The organism is Metabacillus litoralis (assembly GCF_020524045.1).
Lineage (GTDB): Bacteria > Bacillota > Bacilli > Bacillales > Bacillaceae > Metabacillus > Metabacillus litoralis_C.
The window spans coordinates 296,507-320,999 of record NZ_JAIVKL010000006.1 but is presented as its reverse complement, the minus strand read 5'-3'; the positions used below and the strand labels follow the sequence as shown (position 1 = coordinate 320,999).

Here is a 24,493-nt window from a genome sequence, read left to right as displayed (position 1 = left end):
CTTATTTTACTCTTCCGCATCTTGAAGTCGGCTTGATTGATCTTCAACGATTAACGTTTCCACAACTTCATCAAGCTTTCCTTCTAGAATTTGATCAAGCTTTTGAATTGTTAAACCAATTCTGTGGTCTGTCACACGGTTTTGCGGGAAGTTATATGTTCTAATTCGCTCAGAACGGTCACCTGTACCAACTGCTAGCTTACGGTTTTGGTCAATTTCTGCTTGTGCTTCACGTTGAAATTTATCATACACACGAGCACGAAGTACCTTCATTGCTTTTTCTTTGTTTTTAATTTGTGATTTTTCATCCTGACAAGATACAACTGTATTTGTAGGAAGATGTGTTAAACGAACGGCAGACATTGTTGTATTAACACTTTGTCCACCTGGTCCACTTGACGCAAACGTATCTGTACGAATATCTTTCTCGTGAATCTCTACTTCAACTTCTTCTGTTTCTGGAAGAACAGCAACTGTTGCTGTAGATGTGTGAATACGTCCACCTGATTCTGTTTCAGGAACACGTTGAACACGGTGGGCACCGTTTTCAAACTTCAGCTTAGAATATGCACCTTTACCATTAATCATAAAGATAATTTCTTTATAACCACCAGTACCTGTTGCATTTGCTTCCATTACTTCTGTTCTCCAGCCTTGCATTTCTGCAAAACGGCTGTACATGCGATATAAATCTGAAGCAAATAACGCAGCTTCATCTCCACCAGCTGCACCACGGATTTCCACAATAACGTTTTTGTCGTCATTAGGGTCCTTTGGTACAAGAAGAATCTTAAGACGTGCTGTTAACTCTTCTTCTCGATCTTCTAACTCTGATAGCTCTTCTTTAGCCATCTCACGCATGTCCGCATCAAGCTTTTCATCAAGCATTGATTTTGTATCAGCAATTTGCTCACGAACTTCTTTATATTCACGATACACTTCTACTGTTTCCTGTAAATCGGATTGTTCTTTTGAATATTCACGCAGCTTTTTTGAATCACTAATAATATCAGGATCCATTAAAAGCTGATTTAGTTTTTCATAACGATATTCTACCGATTCTAAACGATCTAACATACATGTCACCTCAATTTTCATGCATAACATTATAATTATAGTATAGGTCACATAAAGCGTCAAAAGCAAATTCATGTTATTTAGCTTATATTATATTAGTATGAGTTAAGATTTATCTTGTTATTGAAAAATATCACAAAAGAAATGAGGTTATTATTATGAACATTACTAGAATTCATCATGTAGCAATTATTTGTTCTAATTATGAGGTATCTAAACACTTTTATACGAATATTCTCGATTTTGACATTATCGCGGAAGTATATCGTGAGGAACGCCAATCTTATAAGTTAGACCTAAAAGTAAATGACACATATCAAATTGAGTTATTTTCATTTCCTGATCCACCAAAGCGACCAACAAATCCCGAAGCAGTAGGTTTACGACATTTGGCATTTCAAGTAGAAAACATTCAACAAGCTGTGGACGAGCTAACACTAAAAGGTGTCAATGTTGAAGACATTCGTATTGATCCTATCACAAATAAAAGATTTACCTTTTTCCCTGATCCAGATGGTTTGCCACTTGAATTATATGAAGTGTAAAAAACAGTTCGACAATAACGGTTCATAATATGTAAAACATCCACTTTCTTTGCCGAATACATACTTGTTTTGTCTAACGTGAAGGTAACTAGCATTAAGAGTCGAAAACCTACAAATAGAAGTTCAAGATGTTTGTTGGTTTGTCTTTGGATGATGTATAGCATAAGCAGTTTGATTCTGTACTTATACTATTAAGGAGGAAAGAAAATGAAAAGTACAACAACTGTTACTAAGTTACTTGGGGTTTCGAGGAGAACACTGATGAGATGGGTAAGTCAATATAACATAGAGCTAGGAAAAAATGAGCTAGGACATTATCAATTTTCTGAAGAAGATATTACCTTACTAAAGCAAATTCAACAACAAACCCTACTTCAAACACCTCATCAACCTGAAACTGTAGACAACATTCGGAAGGGGTCACTAAAAATAATGACAACAGCAATGGATAAGAGTAAATATGATGAAATAAACAGTCGAGTCGATGAAATCGAGCGAAAAGTCAGAAACAAAGCAGATGAAGTGGTTTCTTATCAACTTCTTCAGCACCGAAGAGAAATGGAAGAGTTTACCGCAACCATTCAAAAGCTTGAAAAAAGAATCGAAGAGCTAGAAAACGGACAACATCAGAAAGCGATTACTAAAGATCCATTACTAGTTTACGATCAAATACCTTCGCCAAAGAAATCAAGAAGAAAAAGCCTAATTAGCTCCATCCTTGGATTTTAACAAGGGGCTTGTGCGCCCCTTTATTTTTTATCTAATTCAACATCAATTCGATATCTAGGTAATGCTGTGATCATTTTTTCATGAATCTCTTTTACTTTTTGTTTCTTTTCTTTCTTTGAAAGTTCTTCTGTTGTATATACCTTTACATGAATTTTGTTACCAAACATCATGACAGATCCTAATGATAATTCCTCATCATCCATAATTGCCTCTTCTAGCTTGTTTTGATCTGTTCCTAGATCAGGTCGAGACTCTGTTAAATCAATAAAATTCGGATTCTGATTTGGCACATATTGTTCATCATCTAATTCCTGATTTTCATAAGTAGCATGGCCATCCTTCATCAAACGTGTTCCATTAATATCTTCCTTTTGAGGCTCATAACCTTCTCGCGCTTGCAGTTGACAGCCTGTTAAACATAAAGAGAAAATCGATAAAAGTAACCACTTCACTTTGCCACACCTCCTATGCTTTATGTTGCCCGGATAAAATTTGTTTCATGAGCATTAAGAGGTTAAAATACTTTGTTGTTTTAAAGAGATATGGTTAATAACACTCACTCCTGCCCATCCAGAGAAGCTTGCAAAAAAATTCCACAGGTGCTTAGCTTAAGAAGAGGCTCCTGGATCTAGGAAAAAAGAATTTATTTTGCCATTAGGGAAATGAATGCCTATAACAGAAATCGACTACCATACATTAACAGAGCCAAACTTATAACCAAGAAGTCATTAATATAATTCCTAAAAATAAGCAAAGAGGGGTGTATAGTTGCGTATCGTACTTAGAGAAAGTAGTGTTTTTTACTTTCTTGGAGAAACCAAAGTATTTGAAATCACCAATAGATCTAAGTAAAAAAATGAAGGTAAGGATGATACTTGACCATTTCGTAAAGGAATTTGGTGTAAAAAAGGAAATTAAGTTGTTCTGTACTAATAATATAAAGGCCACACCAATCATGCCAACTGCAACAATTACCGTTTCAATCCATTTTGGAGTAAATGCAACTTCCCCCTCTTTCTTTTCTGGTAAAACAGCTTGAATTCCCTTTGTTCCACCGAATACCCAATAAAAATGTAACACGCTTACCAGACCTAAGATTATAACTGATGAATAAACCAAAAATAGATGCATATACATACCTCCACTCTTATTTTAATCCTGTTCTACGCCTTCCCAAATCATTTCAAACTGTTCTCGAAAAATAGGGAAAATATTATCACTTATGTCTTGACTAACAGACCAATTTATTAAGGTGTTAAAATAGATTCCTACTAGAACAGAAGCGATCACTCTTGACTCGAAACGAGTATTTATTTCTTTATTTGTTTTTGCTTCCTCCATCAGAGCAATTAGGGTTTCTGTAAATAAGTTTATGTTTCTTGATTCATCTTTTAATGCTGAACGAATCGTCTCAGATAAAGTGATTTTTAAGAGGTCTGAATTTTCTAGATAAACAGATAAGAGATCCTTGAAGATGAGTAGGAGCTTTTGTTTAATTTTCACATTCTGATATTTTTGTATGATTTCACGAAGAAAATCATTTTGTGAATTGCCTAAGTACAGTAATAGGTGTTCCTTCTTCGGGAAATAATTAAAAAATGTCCCCTTTGCAATGCCACAGGATGTTGCGATTTTCTCAACAGTAACATTGTCATATCCATACTCCTTAAACAATTTAATTGATTTAAGAAAAATTTGTTTTTTTAATTCCTTTTTTCTTTCTTCTCTTAACATGAATTCTTCACCTCCTTAATAGTGACCTTGGTCACATATTGACTATAGTCATTTTAACACTAAAACCTTATTTTAACAATTAAATTACACTGAAGACTATAAAATTCATCAATCAAAGGTAATGTTTGCAAACTTTTAAACATTTTATTACCTCATTGAAACATGTACTGGATAAATGTCTAGCTTCAGCTTTTCATCATAAAATAGTACGCTGTAGATGATGTCACTCTATGTTTGCGTGTTATTTTTGCTGAAAATTCGTATGCTAATTCACGTATTAAATCTACAAATTTACACAGAGTTAGAAAAATGCGAAGAGACCAAATCACGTGTGATTTGGTCTCCAACTTTTGTATGTCGCCCACCGACAACTTTATACCTTTTCGTATCTATCTGCCCTTAGGTTTTTTTATCAGACTGAGATCAATATAATTTCGATCAGTTTGATTTTTATATAGTTAATGTCTTTTTTCAGTTTTCAATCTCATAAGCACCGTGCAAAAAACAATATATAGCTTAAACATTTTCTATATTACTTTTCTCCGTTGGTTAAGAGAAAATCCAGCTCCTATCACAAAGAGAATCATCCCACCAAGAAGAATAGTAAACATGTTAGTCCCTGTGGTTGGTAAATGATAGCCACTTTCTGGACTATCCATTTTATCCGCGTCATTATCTGTTGTCATTTCAAAAGCAGCAAATGTACTAAAATGATCCGTTGATGCAGTGACTACGCCATTTTTATAATGTCCACCAACAAGCTCCCATTTTTTCAATTCTTCATTGTAATAATAAACTTTCACCTTATCAGAATTTTCCACGTCTTCTTTCACCTTAAATTCAAGGATCATATTTTGTGGAAATTCATGATAAACTTTATCACCTGAAGTAATACTAAAATCATACACAGCACTTACGGATCCATGAATATCCTTCATTCGCTCAACACTAATAATAACATCACCATTAGGTAAGTTCTTAGCTGGAATGAATACATTCATATCTTGGTTTTGAATCGAAAGCACTAGTTGTTTCTGTTTTAGCAATTGAATTTGTTGCTTTGTTAATTGAACTTTAAAGTTATATTCCTTTTTAAGATCTAAAATAACCTTTGTATTGTTTGATAGTTGCTTTAAATCTCCAGTTGAAATGGTTGCTGTTCCCGCTTGAAGTAAAACAGCTATTTTTTCACTTTCGGTAGATACATCTTTAACAGGTTTGTTCGTCCCTTTGCCAGGAAGCTCAGGATCTTCTGTTGGATTATCTCCTTTGCCTGGTTGCTCTGGATTTTCTCCTGAATTATCTCCATCTCCTGGTTGTTCTGGATTTTCGCCTGGGTTATCTCCATCTCCTGGTTGTTCTGGATTTTCGCCTGGGTTATCTCCATCTCCTGGTTGCTCTGGATTTTCTCCTGGATCTGTTGGATTCGTTGTTTCATCTTTTCCTTTTGTGAATGTCCAGATATCAGATGAAGATTTTCCAGTGTACTGATCTTCCGCAACAGCATACCAAGAATATGTTCCATTCTCTGTAAGGCCTGTCCATGTTACCTCTGCTTCACTACCACTTGGCACATTTTCTTTTTTCCCGATTTCTGAATCTGTTTTAACATTTACAGCAAAATAATCAGTAGCTACTCTTTTTTCATCTACACTAAGATCTAAATCAATGATCATTTCGTCTTTCCCTGGATACTCACTAGGATCATAGTAGTTATAATCATCTAGATATGGTGAATAGGTATTGACGATTATTCTATTATTATCTTGATCAAAATGTAAAAGCTTCATATAGCCTTGGCCACCTTCAGGACCACCTTGATAGTCACCTAGCATTTGATAGACTTTACGATCTGTTACACCATCATTATCATCATCAATTTCACTTATTAATGTTTCAGAATCATGATAATGACCGCTTAGAACAGCAATTACATTTTCATTTGGTTCAACGACTTTTTCATAAATTTTATTTCCTAATGGACTTCGATTTCCTGATACGAGTAAATATTCATGAAAACTTAAAATCGCTTTGCGATCAGGATATTGTTTTAACACATCATCGATCCATTCTAAATCTTCATCTTGAATTCCCCAGCCCATATATACCATGATAAAATCATTTCCATTTTCTGAGATAAGGTCATAATGTCCACGGTTGTTTTTATATGTTTCTCCGTAGTATGGTTTATCTTCAAATCTGTCAGCACCAAACCTTTTATAATATTCAGTGTAGTCATTTGATAGTTGATTAACATCATGATTTCCTGCTAAAACACCATAAGGAACATTGTTATCATCTAAAACTTTCATATATTCATCAGCATATTTCCATTCTTGCTGCTGATCAAAGTTATCAACTAAATCTCCTGTATGGAAAACATACTTAATCTTTAATTCTTCTTGTTTTTCAGCAATCCAATTTGTTTGTCTTTCAAAAATGTAAGGATAGCTTTCTGAATAATATTGAGTATCAGACATCCACACAAATGTATAATCATATTCATTAGGAGTACTTGGGATTTCATCTTGAATCAATACATTGATGTTTGAATTTTTAACAAAATTACTAACTTCAACATACCCTTTTAATTCAAAATCTTCTGCTCCTGCAACTTTATACGTAATCAATTGCCACTTCGCTTCACTATGATTCCATGCGTACATGGATACTTTTCTTCCCTCTAAAGAATTCCCGCTCCATGTTAACTCAATTTCATCATTTTCATCAATGGATGAATCCACTTGAACATCAAATCGGTGATAAGGAAACTTCTCACTTGAGTCAGTGATCATATATGTTCCATCTTTTTCTGATACAGCTGATCTATCTTCATTTGTAAAAGCTTCTTCTCCTTCTGGCACCATCGTTTGTGGTGGTTCAAAGTCGGTCGAATTTTTAAATGCCTTTACATTGTTGGTGTTACTTGTATCATATTTAAACCCTTGATAATATTTAACATCTAAATCATCTCCTGAGGGATCTGTAACCTTTACTTTTAATCTAGGATCACCAGTAACAGGTGTAGAGCTACCATCAGTCGGAGAAATAAGCTCTGGTTTAAAAGGATTCTCATTCGTGACAGAGAATTGGACAACCTTTTCCGCTTCATTTCCAGCTAGATCTGTCGCTAAAATGGAAAGATGATGTTCACCAGCTTCTAGCTGAGATGATGCAGTGTTGAACGGTAGCTGTATTTGTTCACCATCTAGTAACGCTTTAACTGTGTTCACACCTGCTATCTCGTCTGTTACAGCGGCATCAATTGTAAAGCTTCCTTTATATTCTTTTCCTTCAATGATCGTTGTTTCAACAGATGGTGCTGTATTATCAACCAATACCGTTTTTGAAATCTCCTGATCTGAATCTTGAGCCTTTACAATATGCTCTCCATCTTCCACAGTTGTTGTGTTCCATGCATACGTTTGAGAAGTTGTATGCTCTTTTGTAATCGTAAAGGTAAAGTCTTCAAATGGACGGAATGTCCCATCATCACCCATATCATAAACCTTTGTAGGATCACTTTTATCTTGATCTCTTAAAACCGTGCCATCAGCTAATATTAAGCGCACATTACGTAAATTATAGTCATCTCGATTTTCTTCATCTTCTTCTAGTTGAAAAGGTGAAGCTTTATTACCAGCTCGAACAGTAAGGATGTTCTCACCAAGCTGTAAACGATCTGCTTCAACAGGTATCGTGAATGTTTTCCAATGTGATAACCAGTCTTTGTCCATTAAGAACAAGATATCATCACCCATTGTCACTGCGTTTTGGAAATAAGTATTCAGTCCATTCACTTCAAGTGCTAAATATGCTTCTGTTTCTAAGGAATGGTACGTTTTCTCTGTTAACTCAGCGTTATCAACAAATAGCTTTACATCTTTTGCTTCTTCTTCTTTAGAAGTAGCTTTTAAAACTTTTGTTTTTGAAAGAACTTGTTTGTTCTTTACGTTTAAGCGAATATCTGAAGTATCATTCATACTTTTAATGATAATCTTATTGATTTCACTTTTTACTTCATTTGTTCCATCAGAAACAGTAAAGAAATATTCAACATATTCTTTGCCTATAAGCTCTGATGCATAAATCATATTTTCATATAAATGCGTTTCAGAGTCTAACGTTAACAGCGCTTCATTATAAACATCTTGATCATTTGTACGATAGAACAATCTTACTGATTTCACTTCTACATCATCTGAAGCTGCTGCGGAAATTTTTATATCTTCCGTTTGCAGTATTTCAGTGATATTCGTTTTATTTTCGAATGTTGGAGGTACATTATCCCTAATAACATGCACAGGTTTCTTTGGTACTTGGTTTGCATCAACAGCTCCTGGGGTAGCGTCAAGCAGACCAGCACTTATTTTCACCGATTGTTTTGAGCCGTTTTCAGGATATTTGTAAACGATTCCTTTATCTGCAACCGTATCGTCTACATTCACGACATCGTTGTAGTAAGAAACTGTGATTTCTTCTTTTGTGTTAGTAGCAACGACAAGGCCTCTAGGTGAACCATTGGCCATTCCATCACTATAAATTCTCACAATATCCTGATTTTCCACTAAATTTGAACCATAGTTTGCATTAAAATCAGCAACTGTTTTCTCACCATTTTGTGAATTAATAATCCAAAATACAAGTGTTTCTTTAGATGGAATCACAACATCATCCGGTACAGAAGCCCATACAACATCACTAGCTGGGTCATTTCCATAACGATATTGAAGCTTATATTCTTTAAAATTCATATCTTGATCTGTATTATTATAGACTTCAATAAATTCATATCCGTCGGCTGAACCAACATTTGTTGAATCAGGAACGATTTCAGTGACTAAAAATTGCGGAATTTTTTCATAATCTACTTCATCTTTAGTAACGGTGATAACAAATTCATCAGTAGTTGATGTATTTGTCCCATCTCCAGCCTCAATATAATAGATCATGTTTTCTTCTACATCCAAACCAGGAATCGTAGCAGAATACTTAGCTGAATCAGCACTCATATTCATTGATAAAGAAGTAAAGTTCTCCTCACCAGCTTTTTTATAATAAAGCGTAGAAAATGGTACAGCCATATTGTCTGTAATATCTGCTTCAATTGTAATTGTAGAAAAGGCATCACTTTCAGTCACAGGCGTATGATTGATAACTGGCGCTTCTGTATCCTTAGGAGTTTCTTCAAGTTCAATTGGTTTTGTTGGTACTTGAACAGGTAAAATGAACCCTGGATTAGGTGCTGCAAGTACTTGATATTTTTCCATTTCAGTTCCTGTAGCTTTGAACATATAATGAATATCCGCACCTGTATTATCATTTTCATTTCCTAAATAGCTTGCAAAAACGACCTCTGAATTCATGCTATCTTTTATCACAATGGCACGATTTCCTCCATTTGCAAAGCCCGGGAAAACATCTGTAAATTCGATCACTTGATCAGCTGTTAATGCTGAACCAAAATTTGTACTAAAATCCTCTACTGTCCGAGTACCATTGTTGAACCAAAATACTAGCGTCTCTTGTGGTTCAATTGTCGTAGGAGGTACTTGAAAAACAACTTCTTTTCCACTATCTGTATACTTATAGATGAATGAATAATTCGTTAGAGCTAATGGTTGAGTTGTATTATTATAAAGTTCAAAAAACTCATAATAATCTGTTCCACCACCTGCAGAGTTAGGTGAAATTTCAGTAATTAATAATGGCTGTTCACTAAACGTCTCTTCAGGTAATTCAACTGAAATTGAGTATTCATCTGTTTTAGCCACATTTATACCGTCAGATGCTTCAAGATAATATGTAATCGTAGAATTAACATGACTACCAGGGATTGTAGCCGATACGATGGATGCATCTTCCCCATTACCTACCATTGGAATGGCTGTAAAATCAGCTTCTTCTTGATTTTTATAATAAAGGATAGAAACTGGATTGACCGCCATATTATCTGTGACTTTAGCGGAAATGTTCAATTCAGAGAACGCTTTACTTTCATTAACAGGTGTATGGTCAATAACTGGTGCTTCTGTATCTTCTGCTGGAGCTTCCTCTTGTTCTACTGGTTTTTCAGGAACTTGAGCAGCATCAATTTCACCAGGTGTTGGTGATGCTAATACCTGAAGCTTGTCCATCATTGTTCCAGTAGCAGGGTATTTATAATCAATTCCACTGCCAGTAGCATTATCAGCTTCATTCCCAAGATAGCTAGCTGATACTAATTCAGAATTATTTTTATCCTTTATAATAAGTGCGCGATTCCCACCGTTTGCAAAGCCTGGGAAAACATCAGTAAATTCGATCACTTGATTACTTTTTAAATTAGTTCCAAATTGATTGTTAAAATCTGTTAATGATAGATTTTTAGGATTATACCAAAATATAAGAGTTTCTTGAGGTTCCATCACTGTAGCTGGAAGTTGAAATACTTTATCCTCTTTACTACCATCTGTGTAGTGATAAACAAAAGAATAATTTGTTAAAGATAATTTTTGATTTGTATTATTATATAGCTCAAAGTACTCATAATTATCTGTTCCCTTTGAGTTAGGAGTTATTTCAGTAATTAAAATAGGTGAAAAACGATTAAAATCTTCTTCTACATTATTAGTAGGATCTTCAGCTTGAATAGGAGTTGTTTCTTTTGTGCTTTCTTCTTGTGGAGTAGGTAATGTTTCAGTTTCAGTTGTCGGAGTCTTTGATGTGTCTTGTGGGTTCTCTGTCTGTTGCTCAGCTTTCTCTGTTTCTATTATCTTAGCTTCTTCTTGAGGATCTTCTTTCATTTCCTCTTCAGAAACGTTAGCATCCACACTTTCTTCAGGTTCTACTTGATCTGCAGAATCTTCAGATATGCTTTCTATATCTTCATCTACTTTATCATTATCTTTTGTTTCCTCAATGCTCAGTATATTAGATTGATTTAGACTCTCCACCGCAGAAACTTTCTTCATTGGAAGTACTGATATAAAATTAGAAAAAACAATCATAACTAAACTTACAAAAATAAACAATTTTTTACACTTTCTACGTACCGCTCTTCCGCTCATGACATCCTCCTTAAAATCTAGTAATCTAGTTCACGTTAATTCTAATTCAACGATGTAAACTGAATTTAAACAGGATGTAAATATTTATAAATTTTTCTATACATTGTTAAGGGATTGTAAAGTTTATGAGGTCGAGGATGTTATATTGAAGAGACAGCAACTTACAAGTCGTAACAATTTTTGAGAAACTATTTGAAAAACAGATGTGAAGTATAAAAGAATTTAACTAGCTGGAAATATAAATTACGATACGAGGGAAATGGATTAGTTAATTGGTTCATATATATTGAATTCACAAATTGAAACGAAAAAGTGATTGAATATAAACACATATTAGTGATTATTTTAATGTACTGATCGTATTATTTTAAAGTTTCTGTCTATGTAGGCTGTGAAGAAGAATGGTTAAACTGTATAGAATGTTATAACAGAAACTGGATGACTGATATAAAAAGAGGAAAAGAAATAGGGATGAGTATGATCGCAATCTTAAATATGTCCAGTTCAATATGAATAATCCTGCGTTAAATTCAATGAGGTGTTTTAATTACTTCTCTTCTAAACTTTTTGATGAGAGCTCCAAGTAAACTAAACCCAATTTTTTAATAGGTTTTAAACAACAAAACTATTTAAGGTTGATTGGAGCGGAAGGTGCGAGACTCCTGCGGGTGCAGCGGGACAGGTGAGATCCCACAGGCGCTATGCGCCGAGGAAGCTCACCGCCCGCCCCGCGGAAAGCGAGCAACCTGTAGCGCAAATCAACCTTCACAACACTAGTTGTAAAACATAAAGGTTTGAAAGCCTAAATAAAAAAAGCTGTTGAACTCGAATCAACAGCTTTTTAATATAGTTATTGTTTGCACTGCACATAAACGACTCTAGTTACTTATATGCTTGTCCTCTTCTCCACCTTTAAAAGGACCAACAATAAGTCTACCTCATTCATGTTAAATACTATTTTTCGTTATAGTACTATCCTCTTTTTTAAAATCCTTTACAGGAGAACCTGGCACCTCATGATGATGTCTACATCTCGGCTCATACGATTCAGACGCACCAACCAAAATAATCGGATCATGATATGACGCCGGCTTTTCATTGATTAACCTTTGCGTACGACTAGCCGGAGATCCACACACTGAACAAACCGCCTGTAGCTTCGTCACTGATTCAGCAATAGCCATTAACCCTGGAACAACACTAAAAGGCTCTCCTCTAAAATCTTGATCTAGCCCAGCAGCAATCACACGATACCCTTGATTTGCTAGCAATGTTAGTACATCCACAATATTTTCATCAAAAAACTGAACTTCATCAACAGCAATCACATCAGTTTTATCAGAAATATATTCTAAAATTTCTATAGATGAAGCAACAGGCTTACATATAATAGCCGTTCCATTATGTGAAACTACCTCTTCTTCACTATAGCGATTATCAATCACTGGTTTAAAAACCTTAACCTCTTGTTTTGCAAACTGAGCACGTCGAACTCTACGAATGAGTTCCTCTGATTTACCCGAAAACATACTACCACAGATGACTTCAAGCCAACCACTTTGCTTCATTATATACATGAAACGGCTCTCCCTTCGTCGTTTTCTTCACTTCACGGAGTCATTTGATCGTACCACTTACAAAGGTACAATCACTTATATCTTTTTTTGTTTTATATGAACATGGAACACATGATAATGTTTGTCAAAAATAGCCTACGATACTATGTAGGATATGCTTAAATTGGTAAAATAGGCGTGAAAAAACAGGCAAGAGCAGTTTCGTCTTGCCTGTTTGAAAGAAGCATTATTGTTGTTGTGACTTAATGCCGTATTTTTTGTTGAATTTATCTACACGTCCACCTGCATCCGCAAATTTCTGACGTCCTGTGTAGAATGGGTGGCACTCAGAACAAACCTCAACACGGATCTCTTTGTTAGTAGAACCAGTTTCGAATTCGTTACCACATGCACATTTAACCATAACCTTATTAAAGTTTGGGTGAATTGCTGTTTTCATTCTTTTCATCTCCTTCCGCCCTGAATCATCTGAAACAGAGTTAGATATCTAGCTGACTCGTCCAAATGACAAATCAAATCTAGAAAAGCACATGAACAAATTATAACAAGTGCCAAGACCAAATGCAAGCTGAAGTTAAATATTACTAGAAAAGCGAAAGCGCCTGTTCAGCTCCGACAAGCATAAGGCAAGATGGCTAGAAGGTTGTTCTTTAACCTTCTGGACAGATTGACTTATGACCTCGAGGGGCTAGGCGCTGTAGCTGGACAATAGAAAAGCGAAAGCGCCTGTTCAGCCCCGACAAGCATAAGGCAAGTTGGCTAGAAGGTTGTTCTTTAACCTTCTCGGCAGATTGACTTTTGACCTCGAGGGGCTAGGCGCTGTAGCTGGACAATAGAAAAGCGAAAGCGCCTGTTCAGCTCCGACAAGCATAAGGCAAGATGGCTGAGGAAGCCCTAACCTTCACTACCAATTCTAGCGATTTCTTGCAGTCTTCATCTCAGCATCTAAGTTACTAAAGAATTCTTCATTTGATTTTGTTTGACGAAGTTTTCTGAAGAACTTTTCAACAAAATCAGGAGAATCTGTCATTGATTTACGAATAGCCCATAGTTTTTCTAAATGGTCTTTAGGAATAAGAAGCTCTTCTTTTCTTGTTCCAGAACGACGAATATCAATTGCAGGGAAAATACGTTTTTCAGCAAGAGAGCGATCAAGATGCAGTTCCATATTACCTGTACCTTTGAATTCTTCATAAATAACATCGTCCATACGTGATCCAGTATCAATTAATGCAGTAGCTAGAATGGTTAAACTTCCACCCTCTTCAATATTACGAGCTGCCCCGAAGAATCGCTTTGGACGATGGAATGCTGCAGGATCAATACCACCAGATAAAGTACGTCCACTTGGTGGGATAACCAAGTTATAAGCACGTGCTAAACGAGTAATACTGTCCATTAAGATAATAACATCTTTCTTATGTTCAACAAGGCGCATTGCACGCTCAAGTACTAGCTCTGCCACTTTAATATGGTTTTCAGGAACTTCATCAAATGTTGAGCTAACAACGTCTCCAGCTACAGAGCGCTCAATATCTGTTACTTCCTCTGGTCTTTCATCGATTAATAATACGATAAGTTCTGCATCAGGATTATTTGTTGTCACACTATTTGCAATCTCTTTTAATAGCATTGTTTTTCCTGCTTTAGGAGGTGCAACGATTAGACCACGTTGTCCAAATCCAACTGGCGCAATAAGATCCATGATTCTTGTAGATAAATTATTTGATTTTGTTTCTAGAAAAATTTGTCTATCTGGATATAGAGGAGTTAGTGCTGGGAAGTGAACTCGTTCCTTTGCTGTTTCAGGATCTTCACCATTAACAGCTTCCACATGCAGTAAGCCATAGTAACGTTCATTTTCTTTTGGCGGTCTAACCTTACCAGAAACTTTGTCACCATTTCTTAAGTCAAAACGTCGAATTTGTGAAGCTGAAATATAAATATCCTCAGAGCTAGGAGAATAGTTGATTGGTCTTAGAAAACCAAAGCCTTCAGACTGAATAATTTCAAGAACACCTTCCATAAATAAAAGATCTTCTTGTTCTGCATTTGCCTTCAAAATAGCAAATATTAACTCTTTTTTCGTTAACTTGCTGTAATATGATACCTTATATTGACGCGCAAGTTCGTACAATTCTTTCAATTTCAAATGTTCTAATGAAGAAATTGAAACCTGATTCATAAAAACACCACTCTTTTTCATTTTCAATTTTAATAAAATTTTCTATTATCAATTTCAAACTCAATTTCAACTATGAGAATTTGTCTAGTTAGCAGCTTATTTGAAGTTTCACATGTTGTAATCAAATGAAGATAAAAACCAGTACATAAGGATAGAGAAGGAATGAAGGTGAGCTTGAAGTAGATTTTGCAGCTATTCGTTCAATGCAGCACTCTTTATTTTTACCCTATTTTGCTCTTTTAATCAATCATTTTTGGAAAATACATTAGAAGTTTGAGGCTTTCTTTTGAAGAAATTGAGATTAAGTCAAAGTTATTTTTCTATAATCTTATCTCACTACAAATAAGTTCATCATCAACCACTTGAGGAAATACCCCCAAGTGGCTGCATTTCACTTAGTTTTTTTAAGAATTTTGTAATTGTTCAATTTCTTTTTCAGTTAATTTCTCACGCCAGATTGTTGCTCCGAGCCCTGTTAGTTTCTCCTCTAACTGACTATACCCTCTATCAATATGTTCTAGTCCTGTAATTTCAGTTACTCCATCTGCCATCAATCCTGCACAAACTAATGCCGCTCCAGCACGTAAATCACTTGCTTTCACCCTAGCTCCTTGCAACATCGTTGGACCAGAAACAATAGCAGATCTTCCTTCAACTTTAATCGAAGCACCCATTCTTCTCAATTCATCAATATGCTTAAATCGAGCAGAATAAATTGTGTCTGTAACAACACTTGTACCAGTTGTTTTTGTTAAGAAAGAAGTAAAAGGCTGTTGTAAATCAGTAGGAAAACCTGGATAAACGAGAGTTTTAATATCCACTGATTTCAACTCTTTTTGACCACCTACAATTAATATTTGATCATTACTTGTTTCAATATGAAGACCCGTTTCTCTTAGTTTTGCTATTAAAGACTCTAAGTGAAGTGGAATCACGTTATCAATCATAACTTCTTTGCCCATTGCAGCACCTATAATCATGTAAGTACCAGCTTCAATTCGATCAGGAATGATTGAGTGGCGACAACCATTAAGTTTCTCCACACCATCAATTCTGATTTCATCCGTTCCAGCACCTTTGATCTTTGCACCCATGCTTGTTAGTAATGTCGCAACATCAATGATTTCAGGCTCTTTAGCTGCATTTTCAATAATTGTTCTACCTTTTGCTAAAACAGCAGCAAGCATGATATTAATTGTTGCTCCAACACTGACAACATCTAGATAAATTCGTGCTCCCTTAAGTTCATCTGCACGTAAATAGATTGCCCCTTGCTCATTCGTTACTTTCGCCCCTAGAGCTTCAAACCCTTTTATATGCTGGTCTATTGGACGTGGCCCTAGATGACAACCACCAGGTAAACCAATGACTGCCTTTTTAAATCGACCTAACATGGCACCCATTAAGTAATAAGATGCTCTAAGCTTTTTAACTTTGCCGTTTGGAAGAGGCATTGAGATCATATTGGAAGGATCAACCATCATTTCATTGTTGGTTAACTTTACCTTACCTCCAATCTCCTCTAACAAATCACCAAGGATATTTACATCAGAAATATTCGGTAGACCTTCTATTATTACAGGAGATTCTGCTAATATCGTTGCAGGAATTAATGCTACTGCACTATTTTTTGCTCCACTAATATTTACTGTACCTTTAAGTAAATCTCCACCAGCTATTTTTAATTTTTCCATAATAGTCTCCCTTCTAATGAAGTTGACTTTGCGGAAGGAACATTGAGGGTGAGCTATTTCGTTAATTTTTCACATCTTTATGTAATGGAATGACACGAAACATGCTTCTACTTTTTAAACCATCATGTTTTCCGAATAAAACATCACTTGTCAACAAATTTTTATTTAAAATAAAATTAGAAATACCGTTCTGCTTGTATCGTTATATCAAGATAAGCAACAGATGACATGCATAAGGCTAATAGGAACAGAAGGCGCTTCTTTCCTTAACGGATAAACACCTATTTTCTAGCCTACGGCGGCTAAAACTAGACACCAAGTATTTTCACTTCTTAAATCAACTAGGTTCAACTACTAGTGATACAAAAATCAAACAAGCTGTTTATCTCTTTTATTTCCTTTTAAAGCATCGTCAATACATATCTTTGTCATAAAGTTTATAAAAGAAAATGCGAATGTACGAAAACTAAATTTGTACCATTTTAAAATATCTTAACCTTAAGAGCTAATTAAACGGAGGACTATTCATTTGGATCATATAATTTCGTTAATGATATCACATTGTAATCAAAAAGCCTCTCTTATTATTAAACCATCTATTAAGCAGGACAACAACGTTTTACGATAAGTTTTATCATACCAATTGGATTTTTTTGATTTATAGGAGACTAGATCATTTATAGTGGTAAGTATAAGAGTATGTCATACTCCCTCTTCACATGAAAGGCATATTTCAATTACTAAGCTGAAATTTCAAAACGGACAAGCATAGGCTAGTCCGTTTTCTATTATTCTATTAAACGTGGTCAGCTAGTGTATAACAAGGTTCGAGGTGTTTCGACATATTTTGATAGCGCTTTCTTTATATTCTGAATATTACCGCCTTTTTCGACAAAGGCGGCAATGTTAATCAATTAAGCTTGGTTTGAAGAACCAAATTCACGCATTTTACCGATAACTGTAGCTTTAATTGCGTCACGAGCTGGTCCCATATATTTACGAGGATCATATTCGTTTGGCTTTTCAGCTAACACTTCGCGAACTGCTTTAGCAGATGCAATTTGGTTTTCAGTGTTAACGTTGATTTTAGCTGTACCAAAAGATACTGATTTTTGGATATCTTTTGTTGGAATTCCAGTACCACCGTGAAGTACTAATGGCATACCAGTAAGGTTAGCAATTTCTTCCATTTCTTTGAATCCTAAGTTAGGCTCACCTTTGTATGGTCCGTGAACAGATCCAAGTGCAGGTGCTAGGCAATCGATACCAGTACGTTTAACAAGTTCAGCACATTCTTGAGGATCAGCGTAGATTACGCCTTCTGCAATAACGTCATCTTCTTGTCCACCAACTGTTCCTAACTCAGCTTCTACAGAAACACCTTTAGAATGAGCATATTCAACAACTTGCTTCGTTGTTTCGATATTCTCTTCAAATGGGTGATGAGAAGCATCAATCATAACAGATGTAAATCCAGCATCAATTGCTTCTTTACATTTGTCATAGCTTGAACCATGGTCTAAGTGGATAGCAACAGGTACTGTTGTTTTGTAATCTTCCATTAAACCTTCTACCATTTTAACAACTGTTGTGAAACCACCCATGTAACGAGCAGCACCTTCAGATACACCAAGAATTACTGGTGATTTTTCTTCTTCAGCTGCTTGTAGGATTGCTTGAGTAAACTCAAGATTGTTTAAGTTAAATTGTCCTACTGCATATCCCTTGTCTTTTGCTGTGTTCAGCATTTCTGTCATTGAAACTAAAGGCATGTCGAAAAATCCTCCTAAGAAACCTTATTTTTCTAATACAGAAAAGTATCATACCTAGCTTGACCAGAATTTATCACGACTATGTAGATTCCGCATGATCACTTTTCATATGTACTAGCATACCAATAATCCCGGAAAACGGCAACAATTCAGCAGATATTTGGGTAATATAATGTTACTAGTTTGTTCTAATTGGCAAATATTTCTTTACAGCTCCACGAATTTCATCAATGTCAAATGGTTTAGCAAAATGAGTAAGCGCCCCTAAATCTTTCGCTTCTTGTATCATATCTAATTCACCATATGCAGTCATAATAATCACACGGATATCCTGATCAACGACTCTCATTCTTTTTAATATTTCAATTCCATCCATTCCAGGAATTTTCATATCTAATAAAACTAAATCAGGGGAGTGTTTTTCAACGATTTCTAAAGCTTGAAAGCCGTTTGCAGCTTGAAATGTTTGATATCCTTCTTTTTGGAAAACTTCATTTAATAAAATACGAATACCGTATTGATCATCTACAATTAATATTTTTTCTTTTAACATTTTTCATTACACCTCTTATTTTTTTGTAGTTTGAGCTAGAGTCTAGGAACAGAGTAACTTGGTAACTTCTCAAAAAATGAGATACCTTCTCTATAATGATAATGATTAGAAAAGTTCACTTAATAAAAATGAATACTTATATAAAATAAGTGAGTAAAGCAGACAAATTCATTTTTCCATTTCAAAGAAAATCGAACGAATGACGTCCATTATTATCAATGAATCTCCACTTTATTACTTTATAGAAATAATAAAAGGTATTTCGTCTTTCTAATAATTCTGCTTTTACATTTTATTTCCTGCATTCTTCCTTATTCTTTTGTCGACAATTTCTGCTCGAAATGTCGGATTTTATCCTCAAATGCTTCTTTAGAATACCACATTAGCTAACGTAATTCCGCGGTAAAAGCCTTTCGATGACGTTGATTCTTTTAGATTTTGTTTCATTTCGTTATAATACGAATAGCAGTTGAAATGAAAGGAGATTTCGCTTACGATGATGAAGATTTTCACAACACAACTTACAGGGCATTTTAATCGAATACTAGAACAAGAAGAAATGAATATAGAAGATAGCGCTAGACTTCTAGCTCAAGCTTTAGTAGGAGACGGAAAGATTTATATCTACGGACATAAAGAGCTACACGGAGTTGTTTTAGAGGCGTTAAACGGTTCTGAAGCTTTAACAAGAACAAAATCACTATTGGATGATAAAGGTGTAATAAGAGACATTACTCCAGAAGATCGGGTCCTACTCTTTTCATACCGTTCCACTGATGAAGAAGCCATTTCATGCGCAAAGCAACTTTCTGAAAAGGGAATCCAAACAGTCGGCGTTTCTGCTTTAATAAAAAATGCAGAATCAAGTTTAAATCAATATACAGATCTACATATTGATTCAAAGCTGCGTCAACCACTAATCCCTGGTGATGATGGAGAAAGATATGGTTACCCTGCAATGATGACAGCACTTTATGTTTATTATGCACTAAGCTTTACAATGAAGGAAATTTTGAATGAAAATGAAAATGAAGATGATGATTATTGAGCTTTTCATTTTCGCAAACCTGTGTGAAAAGCAAAAGCCTCTTAAAATTGGCCAACAATGAAATTCTTAGTATCATAAATCCAAAAGCTTTACACATGTTTTAAAACAATAAGAAAACTGAGACAAAAGTATTTTAACAAATTAGGAACCGAACAATGGTGGTAGGTGTAGTTACGTCGCTCCTGAAATATACTTCGCTTTCCGCGGGAAGCAGGAGTCTACGTATATTTCATCCGCTAAGCTACTACCTTGTTCGAAATTTTTGTTAATAACTAAGTTTTGTCCCAGCCTCTTTACTTTAAAATGTTACTTGTTTCTATTTTTCTACACTTACTCTTCTTTTCATCACCAAGTATCCCACTATTCCAGCAAGTAACAATAAGCTACCGATTAATAGGTTCGTGTACGAGCTTGTAGCCGTATTAGGTAGTTCTTTACCAGAACTAACTTTTTCGACTGTAGGTACTTCCTCTTCTTTTTCTGGATCTGAAGAAGGTGTGTCAACTTCTTCATCTGAACCTGGTGCCGGTGTTTCTGGCTCTCCTGGCTCAACAGGTGGAGTTGTTGCAGCTAATTCAAACACACCATAGATACTAAAGTGAGGAACAGAAGCTGTTACTTCGTTCGTTTCTTTATTAAATTTCGTTTCAATATCTTCATTACCTTGTATATTACCATCATGATCTAAAAGGAATACCTTAAGGTTGTCCCAATTTTTCACATCACTTGGTTCAAGTGTATAGATTAACGTCACCTTATTTTTACCGAAGTTACTAATTTTCGTTCCATCTTCATCAACGATTGTAAAGTCATACAATTTACTAATCGCTCCAGATTTCTTTTCAATTGATGCTGATACTTCACCAAAATCAAATGTGATGCCTTTTCCTACCTTTAAGATTTCAACAGGTACTTGAACTTTTGTTGATTCATAGGTTAATTCAATCTTCGAATCTAAAGGTAATTGATCTAAAACCTCTTGAGAGATTGTTGTTGTTTTTGCAGAATTCTTCACAGAATACACAAGACCATCAACATCAAACATTTCTTCAATTACTTTATCTGGATCTGCTGGAGTTTCTCCATCTCCTGGATTTGGTACTGGTGTTTCCCCACCTGTGTCTGGATCAGCTTTTTCAAATCTCACATTATCAACATACATTGTTCCACCAAAGTCGCTTTCAACATCAGCGAAAATCAGTAGCATATTGCGAAGCAATGTATCATCTTGTAAGTTTTCGATAGAACTCACATCTATTTTAGCTTCAAAATGATATAAGCCATCAGATGTTTTCTTTGCAGAGTCTAGTTCTTCTAAATTGATCTCAAATGTGCTTGGTGCTTGCGCCCAATAACCAAGAGCTTCTGGTTGGAAAACTAAGTTAACCTCGATGGCACCTTCTGATGCACGTATTGGATCCATATAAAGATCAAATGCAACATAATCATTATCACCGCGTGCTAATGGATCCATCCAGAAATCTAAACGTGGAGCAGATGCCCAATTATCTGAAGGTTTAACATCTGGATAAGCAAAATCCCATGAAAGAGCTTTTGATCCATTTGCTTCTTGAATCGTTAATGCTGTCTTAACACCTGAATCTCCACTCCATTTCCAACCTTGACGTGTATCATCTTCAAATGTAGAAGGAAGTGTTGCTAAGCCTTCAGGATCATTTATTACCTCAACTTCAGTGATTGTGCCTGTTACTGTTATATTATCTAGAGAAATACTATCCGTATTTTCAGCACCTACAAAAAGAATAAGATTGTTCATTGTGCTATTGTCAGCACTTTCTCCAATAGCCGCAAGTGCAGGGGCATCTTCTTTTGTTATCGTTAATACCGCTTTATATCTGTCACCATATGCCACAAAATCCTCACTATTCACTTGAATTGCACGTGCAGGGTTTACCCATGGTGCTGATGGGCCTTGTGTTATTGCAGCAATAGAAACAGTTGTTGGTTGATCAACAATGACATCCATAGTTAGCGTTTCTGCTCCTAATATATCAACAGATTTACCCCAAGCATCTGCTGAGAGTCGTACATTGGCCCAATAATTACCTTCAGAAATATCCTTACTAGCAGATAAACCTGAAATTTCAAGTGCATCACCTTGATTAGTAGTAGTAATATCCTTTACAGGGCTATCACCATTAACTCCAAATCCTTGTGATGTTCCATCATTAAAATCCCATAATACTTCTGAGAACTTAGTACGATCGATTGGTTCATATGAAACACCTTTAATTCGAGCTCGTACATACTCACCAGAAATACTCAACTCTTCTGGTGCCCACACTTTGTCAGCACCTGGATCAAGATCAGTTGCAACTGATTTTCCTAGTTGAAATGGTGTGAACGCTGCCGATGTTTCATTTTTATTTGTTAAAGACCAATTTGACCAACTAATATTATTTTCATTTAAGAAATTAATCCATTCATCAGCTTCGTCCAAATAAGGACCATTGTTCCCATTAGCCTCACTTGTTCCCCATTCTGTTGAAAAAACAGCTACTCCATTTTCAAGAGCATATCTTGCATTACTCATTACATTTTCACGATCACTGCTATCAGTTGCTGACGGATGTGAGCCTGTATAGAAATGAACTGTATACATTGTGTTGTTATCATCAATTGGATTATCTGCCGCTAGGTCAGGGCGTTGACTCCAGTTTGGACTTCCAACAATAACAATGTTTTCTGCGCCATTTTCACGGATTTTTTTAATAATAGGCTCAGCATACGATTTTACCGCTTGCCATCCGGCTTCATCATTCGTTACTCCATTACCACCATTGCTATTACTACTTGGTTCATTAGCTACTTCATAAATAATATTTGGAACATCTTTATATTTAGTTGAAATTTCATCAAAGAAGTCCAACGCTCCACTATAAACTTCAGCGTTAGGATCTCCAGGTGCATGAACATGCCAGTCAACAATGACATACATATCATGCTTTATTGCAAGTTCAATACCTTCGATTAACTTTTGCTTAACATCTGGATTTGTTGCATATCCATTTTCTCCAACATACATTGCCAGACGAATTAAATTTGAACCCCAATCCTCTGATAGTGCTGTAAATGCATTATCATTAATAATCTCTGGGAACCATTGCAATCCATGAGTACTCATTCCACGCAATTGAATTGGTGCACCACTACTATCAGTAAGTGTTTTTTGTCCATCTATTTCAGCAAGCTTTAACGCCCCAGCTTGTGATGGTTTTTTACCTGGATTAACTAGTAAACTACCATAATCAGATTCTTCAGCAGCTGCCAAAGACGGAAGCATGGAAGCTATTAGTCCAAAAATCATCATAAAAACTGTAAACTTTTTCAGCATCTTTCTTTTCAAATTAACTCCCCCTTGTTTGTTAGGAAACCGATTTCCTAAAAGATTATAATTAACGAAAACGGTTTCGTTAATAGATAGTAAAAAGCTCCGTTCCCCTTCTCCCCCTTATGTAATTTTAAGCAATTACTCTCTTTTTATAGTATTTGAAAGCTACTAATAGATTGTAAACGCTAACATTTTTAATTATACTAGTTTTTCAAATAAAATAAAAGGCATATTATTTAATAAACTGAAATTTTCTGATAAGTATTTTTCCTAATAGGAAACCCCTTTCTCAAAATGAAAATGGGGTTGGGATATCAATAAATTTTTCATCCATTAAGACAAATAAATCTTAATGGTAGCAGTTGATTGTCTTCCGCTCCATTCCACTAAATAATAGGCACATTCAAAAAAATCTATTAAAGACCAAAAAAAACCCAAACTATCAGGTGAAAGATTGATAGAAATATCACCTGTTAATTTGGGTTATCATTAGCTTAAATCTTACATCTAGTCTCTTTTTTGAAGAATTTTGAAAGCTACTATCCATGAAAAAGACACTTACTTTTGACTACTACCTTTTTCCCAAGAAGCTCGATTCCTATTACTCATTGTCGTATAAATAAAAAATGCTGTGATACTGCCGATTATCCATAATAAATAAGGAACAATATAACAAATAATCACCATACTTACCAAGATCATAACCGTTAATACTGTTGTTCCTAATTTTCCAATTGTATATAAAAAGGCATTCTTGATCATTGTCTTTTTAGGAAGATTAAAATTCACAGCAATTCCAAAGATAAATAACGACATACCTACATAAATAAATGTGCCTAAAAAAAGAATACCAAAAAGGAGATTTCTTGCTTCAAACTGGATGGTAATAATAAAAAAATAATCTACTATAAGCAATATTCCAAAAGCTAACCAAACAAGACCTAATAAAAAGTATTGCCTAACATTTTCTTTGAATTCTGATACAAACAATTTCCCTACTTCATAATCAATTTCATTTAACTTCCACTTTCTCACAATACTAAACATGGTCATTGTGGAAGGGAAGATCGTTAGAATTGGTAAACAAAAAAGAATCCATAGCATGTTTAGAAAAAAGAATGCTGTTAAAATTTCTAGTATTCTTTGAATTTTATCTCGCATAATAACCTTCTTCTTTC

At 35.2% G+C, this 24,493-nt stretch carries 16 protein-coding genes; 3 read left to right on the top strand and 13 right to left on the bottom strand.

Translation table 11 applies throughout. From position 1 onward, the window contains the following. Positions 1 to 6: 6 nt before the first annotated feature. The gene (prfA, locus tag LC076_RS12040) at positions 7 to 1,077 is read right to left on the bottom strand and encodes a peptide chain release factor 1 (RefSeq protein ID WP_226669295.1); all 1,071 of its coding nucleotides are present in this window, start codon (positions 1,075 to 1,077) and stop codon (positions 7 to 9) included. Positions 1,078 to 1,235: 158 nt separating this feature from the next. Between prfA and LC076_RS12035 the strand changes: the two genes are divergently transcribed. After that, positions 1,236 to 1,622, top strand: a complete 387-nt coding sequence (locus LC076_RS12035; protein ID WP_226669292.1) for a VOC family protein — start codon at positions 1,236 to 1,238, stop codon at positions 1,620 to 1,622. A gap of 207 nt (positions 1,623 to 1,829) precedes the next feature. After that, the gene (locus LC076_RS12030; protein ID WP_226669289.1) at positions 1,830 to 2,351 is read left to right on the top strand and encodes a MerR family transcriptional regulator; all 522 of its coding nucleotides are present in this window, start codon (positions 1,830 to 1,832) and stop codon (positions 2,349 to 2,351) included. 20 nt (positions 2,352 to 2,371) lie between these two features. Here LC076_RS12030 and LC076_RS12025 read toward each other — a convergent pair whose 3' ends face one another. From LC076_RS12025 to LC076_RS11980, 10 genes are all read right to left on the bottom strand, one after another. After that, entirely contained in the window at positions 2,372 to 2,803 is a 432-nt protein-coding gene (locus tag LC076_RS12025; RefSeq protein ID WP_226669286.1) for a hypothetical protein, read from the bottom strand. 259 nt (positions 2,804 to 3,062) lie between these two features. Then, positions 3,063 to 3,482: a DUF3995 domain-containing protein gene (locus LC076_RS12020; protein WP_226669282.1), complete on the bottom strand. Its 420-nt coding sequence runs from the start codon at positions 3,480 to 3,482 to the stop codon at positions 3,063 to 3,065. Positions 3,483 to 3,503: 21 nt separating this feature from the next. Then, entirely contained in the window at positions 3,504 to 4,085 is a 582-nt protein-coding gene (locus LC076_RS12015; RefSeq protein WP_226669277.1) for a TetR/AcrR family transcriptional regulator, read from the bottom strand. Positions 4,086 to 4,612: 527 nt separating this feature from the next. Beyond that, positions 4,613 to 11,134: a lamin tail domain-containing protein gene (locus LC076_RS12010; RefSeq protein ID WP_226669275.1), complete on the bottom strand. Its 6,522-nt coding sequence runs from the start codon at positions 11,132 to 11,134 to the stop codon at positions 4,613 to 4,615. A 947-nt stretch (positions 11,135 to 12,081) separates the two neighbouring features. Beyond that, complete coding sequence (locus LC076_RS12005) at positions 12,082 to 12,711, bottom strand: thymidine kinase (protein ID WP_226669271.1); 630 nt, start codon at positions 12,709 to 12,711, stop codon at positions 12,082 to 12,084. A 226-nt stretch (positions 12,712 to 12,937) separates the two neighbouring features. Then, a complete protein-coding gene (gene rpmE / locus LC076_RS12000; protein WP_204955038.1) occupies positions 12,938 to 13,150 on the bottom strand; it encodes a 50S ribosomal protein L31 in 213 nt (70 codons plus the stop codon). Positions 13,151 to 13,624: 474 nt separating this feature from the next. Further along, positions 13,625 to 14,896: a transcription termination factor Rho gene (gene rho / locus LC076_RS11995; RefSeq protein WP_226669268.1), complete on the bottom strand. Its 1,272-nt coding sequence runs from the start codon at positions 14,894 to 14,896 to the stop codon at positions 13,625 to 13,627. Between the two features lie 404 nt (positions 14,897 to 15,300). Beyond that, positions 15,301 to 16,590: a UDP-N-acetylglucosamine 1-carboxyvinyltransferase gene (locus LC076_RS11990; protein ID WP_226669265.1), complete on the bottom strand. Its 1,290-nt coding sequence runs from the start codon at positions 16,588 to 16,590 to the stop codon at positions 15,301 to 15,303. A 914-nt stretch (positions 16,591 to 17,504) separates the two neighbouring features. Continuing rightward, entirely contained in the window at positions 17,505 to 18,362 is an 858-nt protein-coding gene (locus LC076_RS11985) for a class II fructose-bisphosphate aldolase (protein WP_226669262.1), read from the bottom strand. Between the two features lie 178 nt (positions 18,363 to 18,540). Then, a complete protein-coding gene (locus LC076_RS11980) occupies positions 18,541 to 18,915 on the bottom strand; it encodes a response regulator (RefSeq protein ID WP_226669259.1) in 375 nt (124 codons plus the stop codon). Between the two features lie 496 nt (positions 18,916 to 19,411). Here LC076_RS11980 and LC076_RS11975 point away from each other — a divergent pair, with 496 nt between their 5' ends. After that, positions 19,412 to 19,963, top strand: a complete 552-nt coding sequence (locus tag LC076_RS11975; protein WP_226669256.1) for a DUF2529 domain-containing protein — start codon at positions 19,412 to 19,414, stop codon at positions 19,961 to 19,963. A gap of 316 nt (positions 19,964 to 20,279) precedes the next feature. Here the strand turns inward: LC076_RS11975 and LC076_RS11970 are convergent, their stop codons facing one another. Together LC076_RS11970 and LC076_RS11965 are read right to left on the bottom strand one after the other, a co-directional pair. Further along, positions 20,280 to 23,330, bottom strand: coding sequence for a carbohydrate-binding domain-containing protein (locus LC076_RS11970; protein WP_226669253.1), 3,051 nt, complete (start codon positions 23,328 to 23,330; stop codon positions 20,280 to 20,282). A 543-nt stretch (positions 23,331 to 23,873) separates the two neighbouring features. Beyond that, positions 23,874 to 24,476, bottom strand: a complete 603-nt coding sequence (locus LC076_RS11965; protein WP_226669251.1) for a YesL family protein — start codon at positions 24,474 to 24,476, stop codon at positions 23,874 to 23,876. Positions 24,477 to 24,493 lie beyond the last annotated feature (17 nt).

Excerpts from the sequence above, each read along its gene's own strand:
- prfA (WP_226669295.1), bottom strand. The coding sequence starts at position 1,077 with ATGTTAGATCGTTTAGAATCGGTAGAATATCGTTATGAAAAACTAAAT.
- LC076_RS12035 (WP_226669292.1), top strand. The coding sequence starts at position 1,236 with ATGAACATTACTAGAATTCATCATGTAGCAATTATTTGTTCTAATTAT.
- LC076_RS12030 (WP_226669289.1), top strand. The coding sequence starts at position 1,830 with ATGAAAAGTACAACAACTGTTACTAAGTTACTTGGGGTTTCGAGGAGA.
- LC076_RS12020 (WP_226669282.1), bottom strand. The coding sequence starts at position 3,482 with ATGCATCTATTTTTGGTTTATTCATCAGTTATAATCTTAGGTCTGGTA.
- LC076_RS12015 (WP_226669277.1), bottom strand. The coding sequence starts at position 4,085 with ATGTTAAGAGAAGAAAGAAAAAAGGAATTAAAAAAACAAATTTTTCTT.
- LC076_RS12010 (WP_226669275.1), bottom strand. The coding sequence starts at position 11,134 with ATGAGCGGAAGAGCGGTACGTAGAAAGTGTAAAAAATTGTTTATTTTT.
- LC076_RS12005 (WP_226669271.1), bottom strand. The coding sequence starts at position 12,711 with ATGTATATAATGAAGCAAAGTGGTTGGCTTGAAGTCATCTGTGGTAGT.
- rpmE (WP_204955038.1), bottom strand. The coding sequence starts at position 13,150 with ATGAAAACAGCAATTCACCCAAACTTTAATAAGGTTATGGTTAAATGT.
- rho (WP_226669268.1), bottom strand. The coding sequence starts at position 14,896 with ATGAATCAGGTTTCAATTTCTTCATTAGAACATTTGAAATTGAAAGAA.
- LC076_RS11990 (WP_226669265.1), bottom strand. The coding sequence starts at position 16,590 with ATGGAAAAATTAAAAATAGCTGGTGGAGATTTACTTAAAGGTACAGTA.
- LC076_RS11985 (WP_226669262.1), bottom strand. The coding sequence starts at position 18,362 with ATGCCTTTAGTTTCAATGACAGAAATGCTGAACACAGCAAAAGACAAG.
- LC076_RS11980 (WP_226669259.1), bottom strand. The coding sequence starts at position 18,915 with ATGTTAAAAGAAAAAATATTAATTGTAGATGATCAATACGGTATTCGT.
- LC076_RS11975 (WP_226669256.1), top strand. The coding sequence starts at position 19,412 with ATGATGAAGATTTTCACAACACAACTTACAGGGCATTTTAATCGAATA.
- LC076_RS11965 (WP_226669251.1), bottom strand. The coding sequence starts at position 24,476 with ATGCGAGATAAAATTCAAAGAATACTAGAAATTTTAACAGCATTCTTT.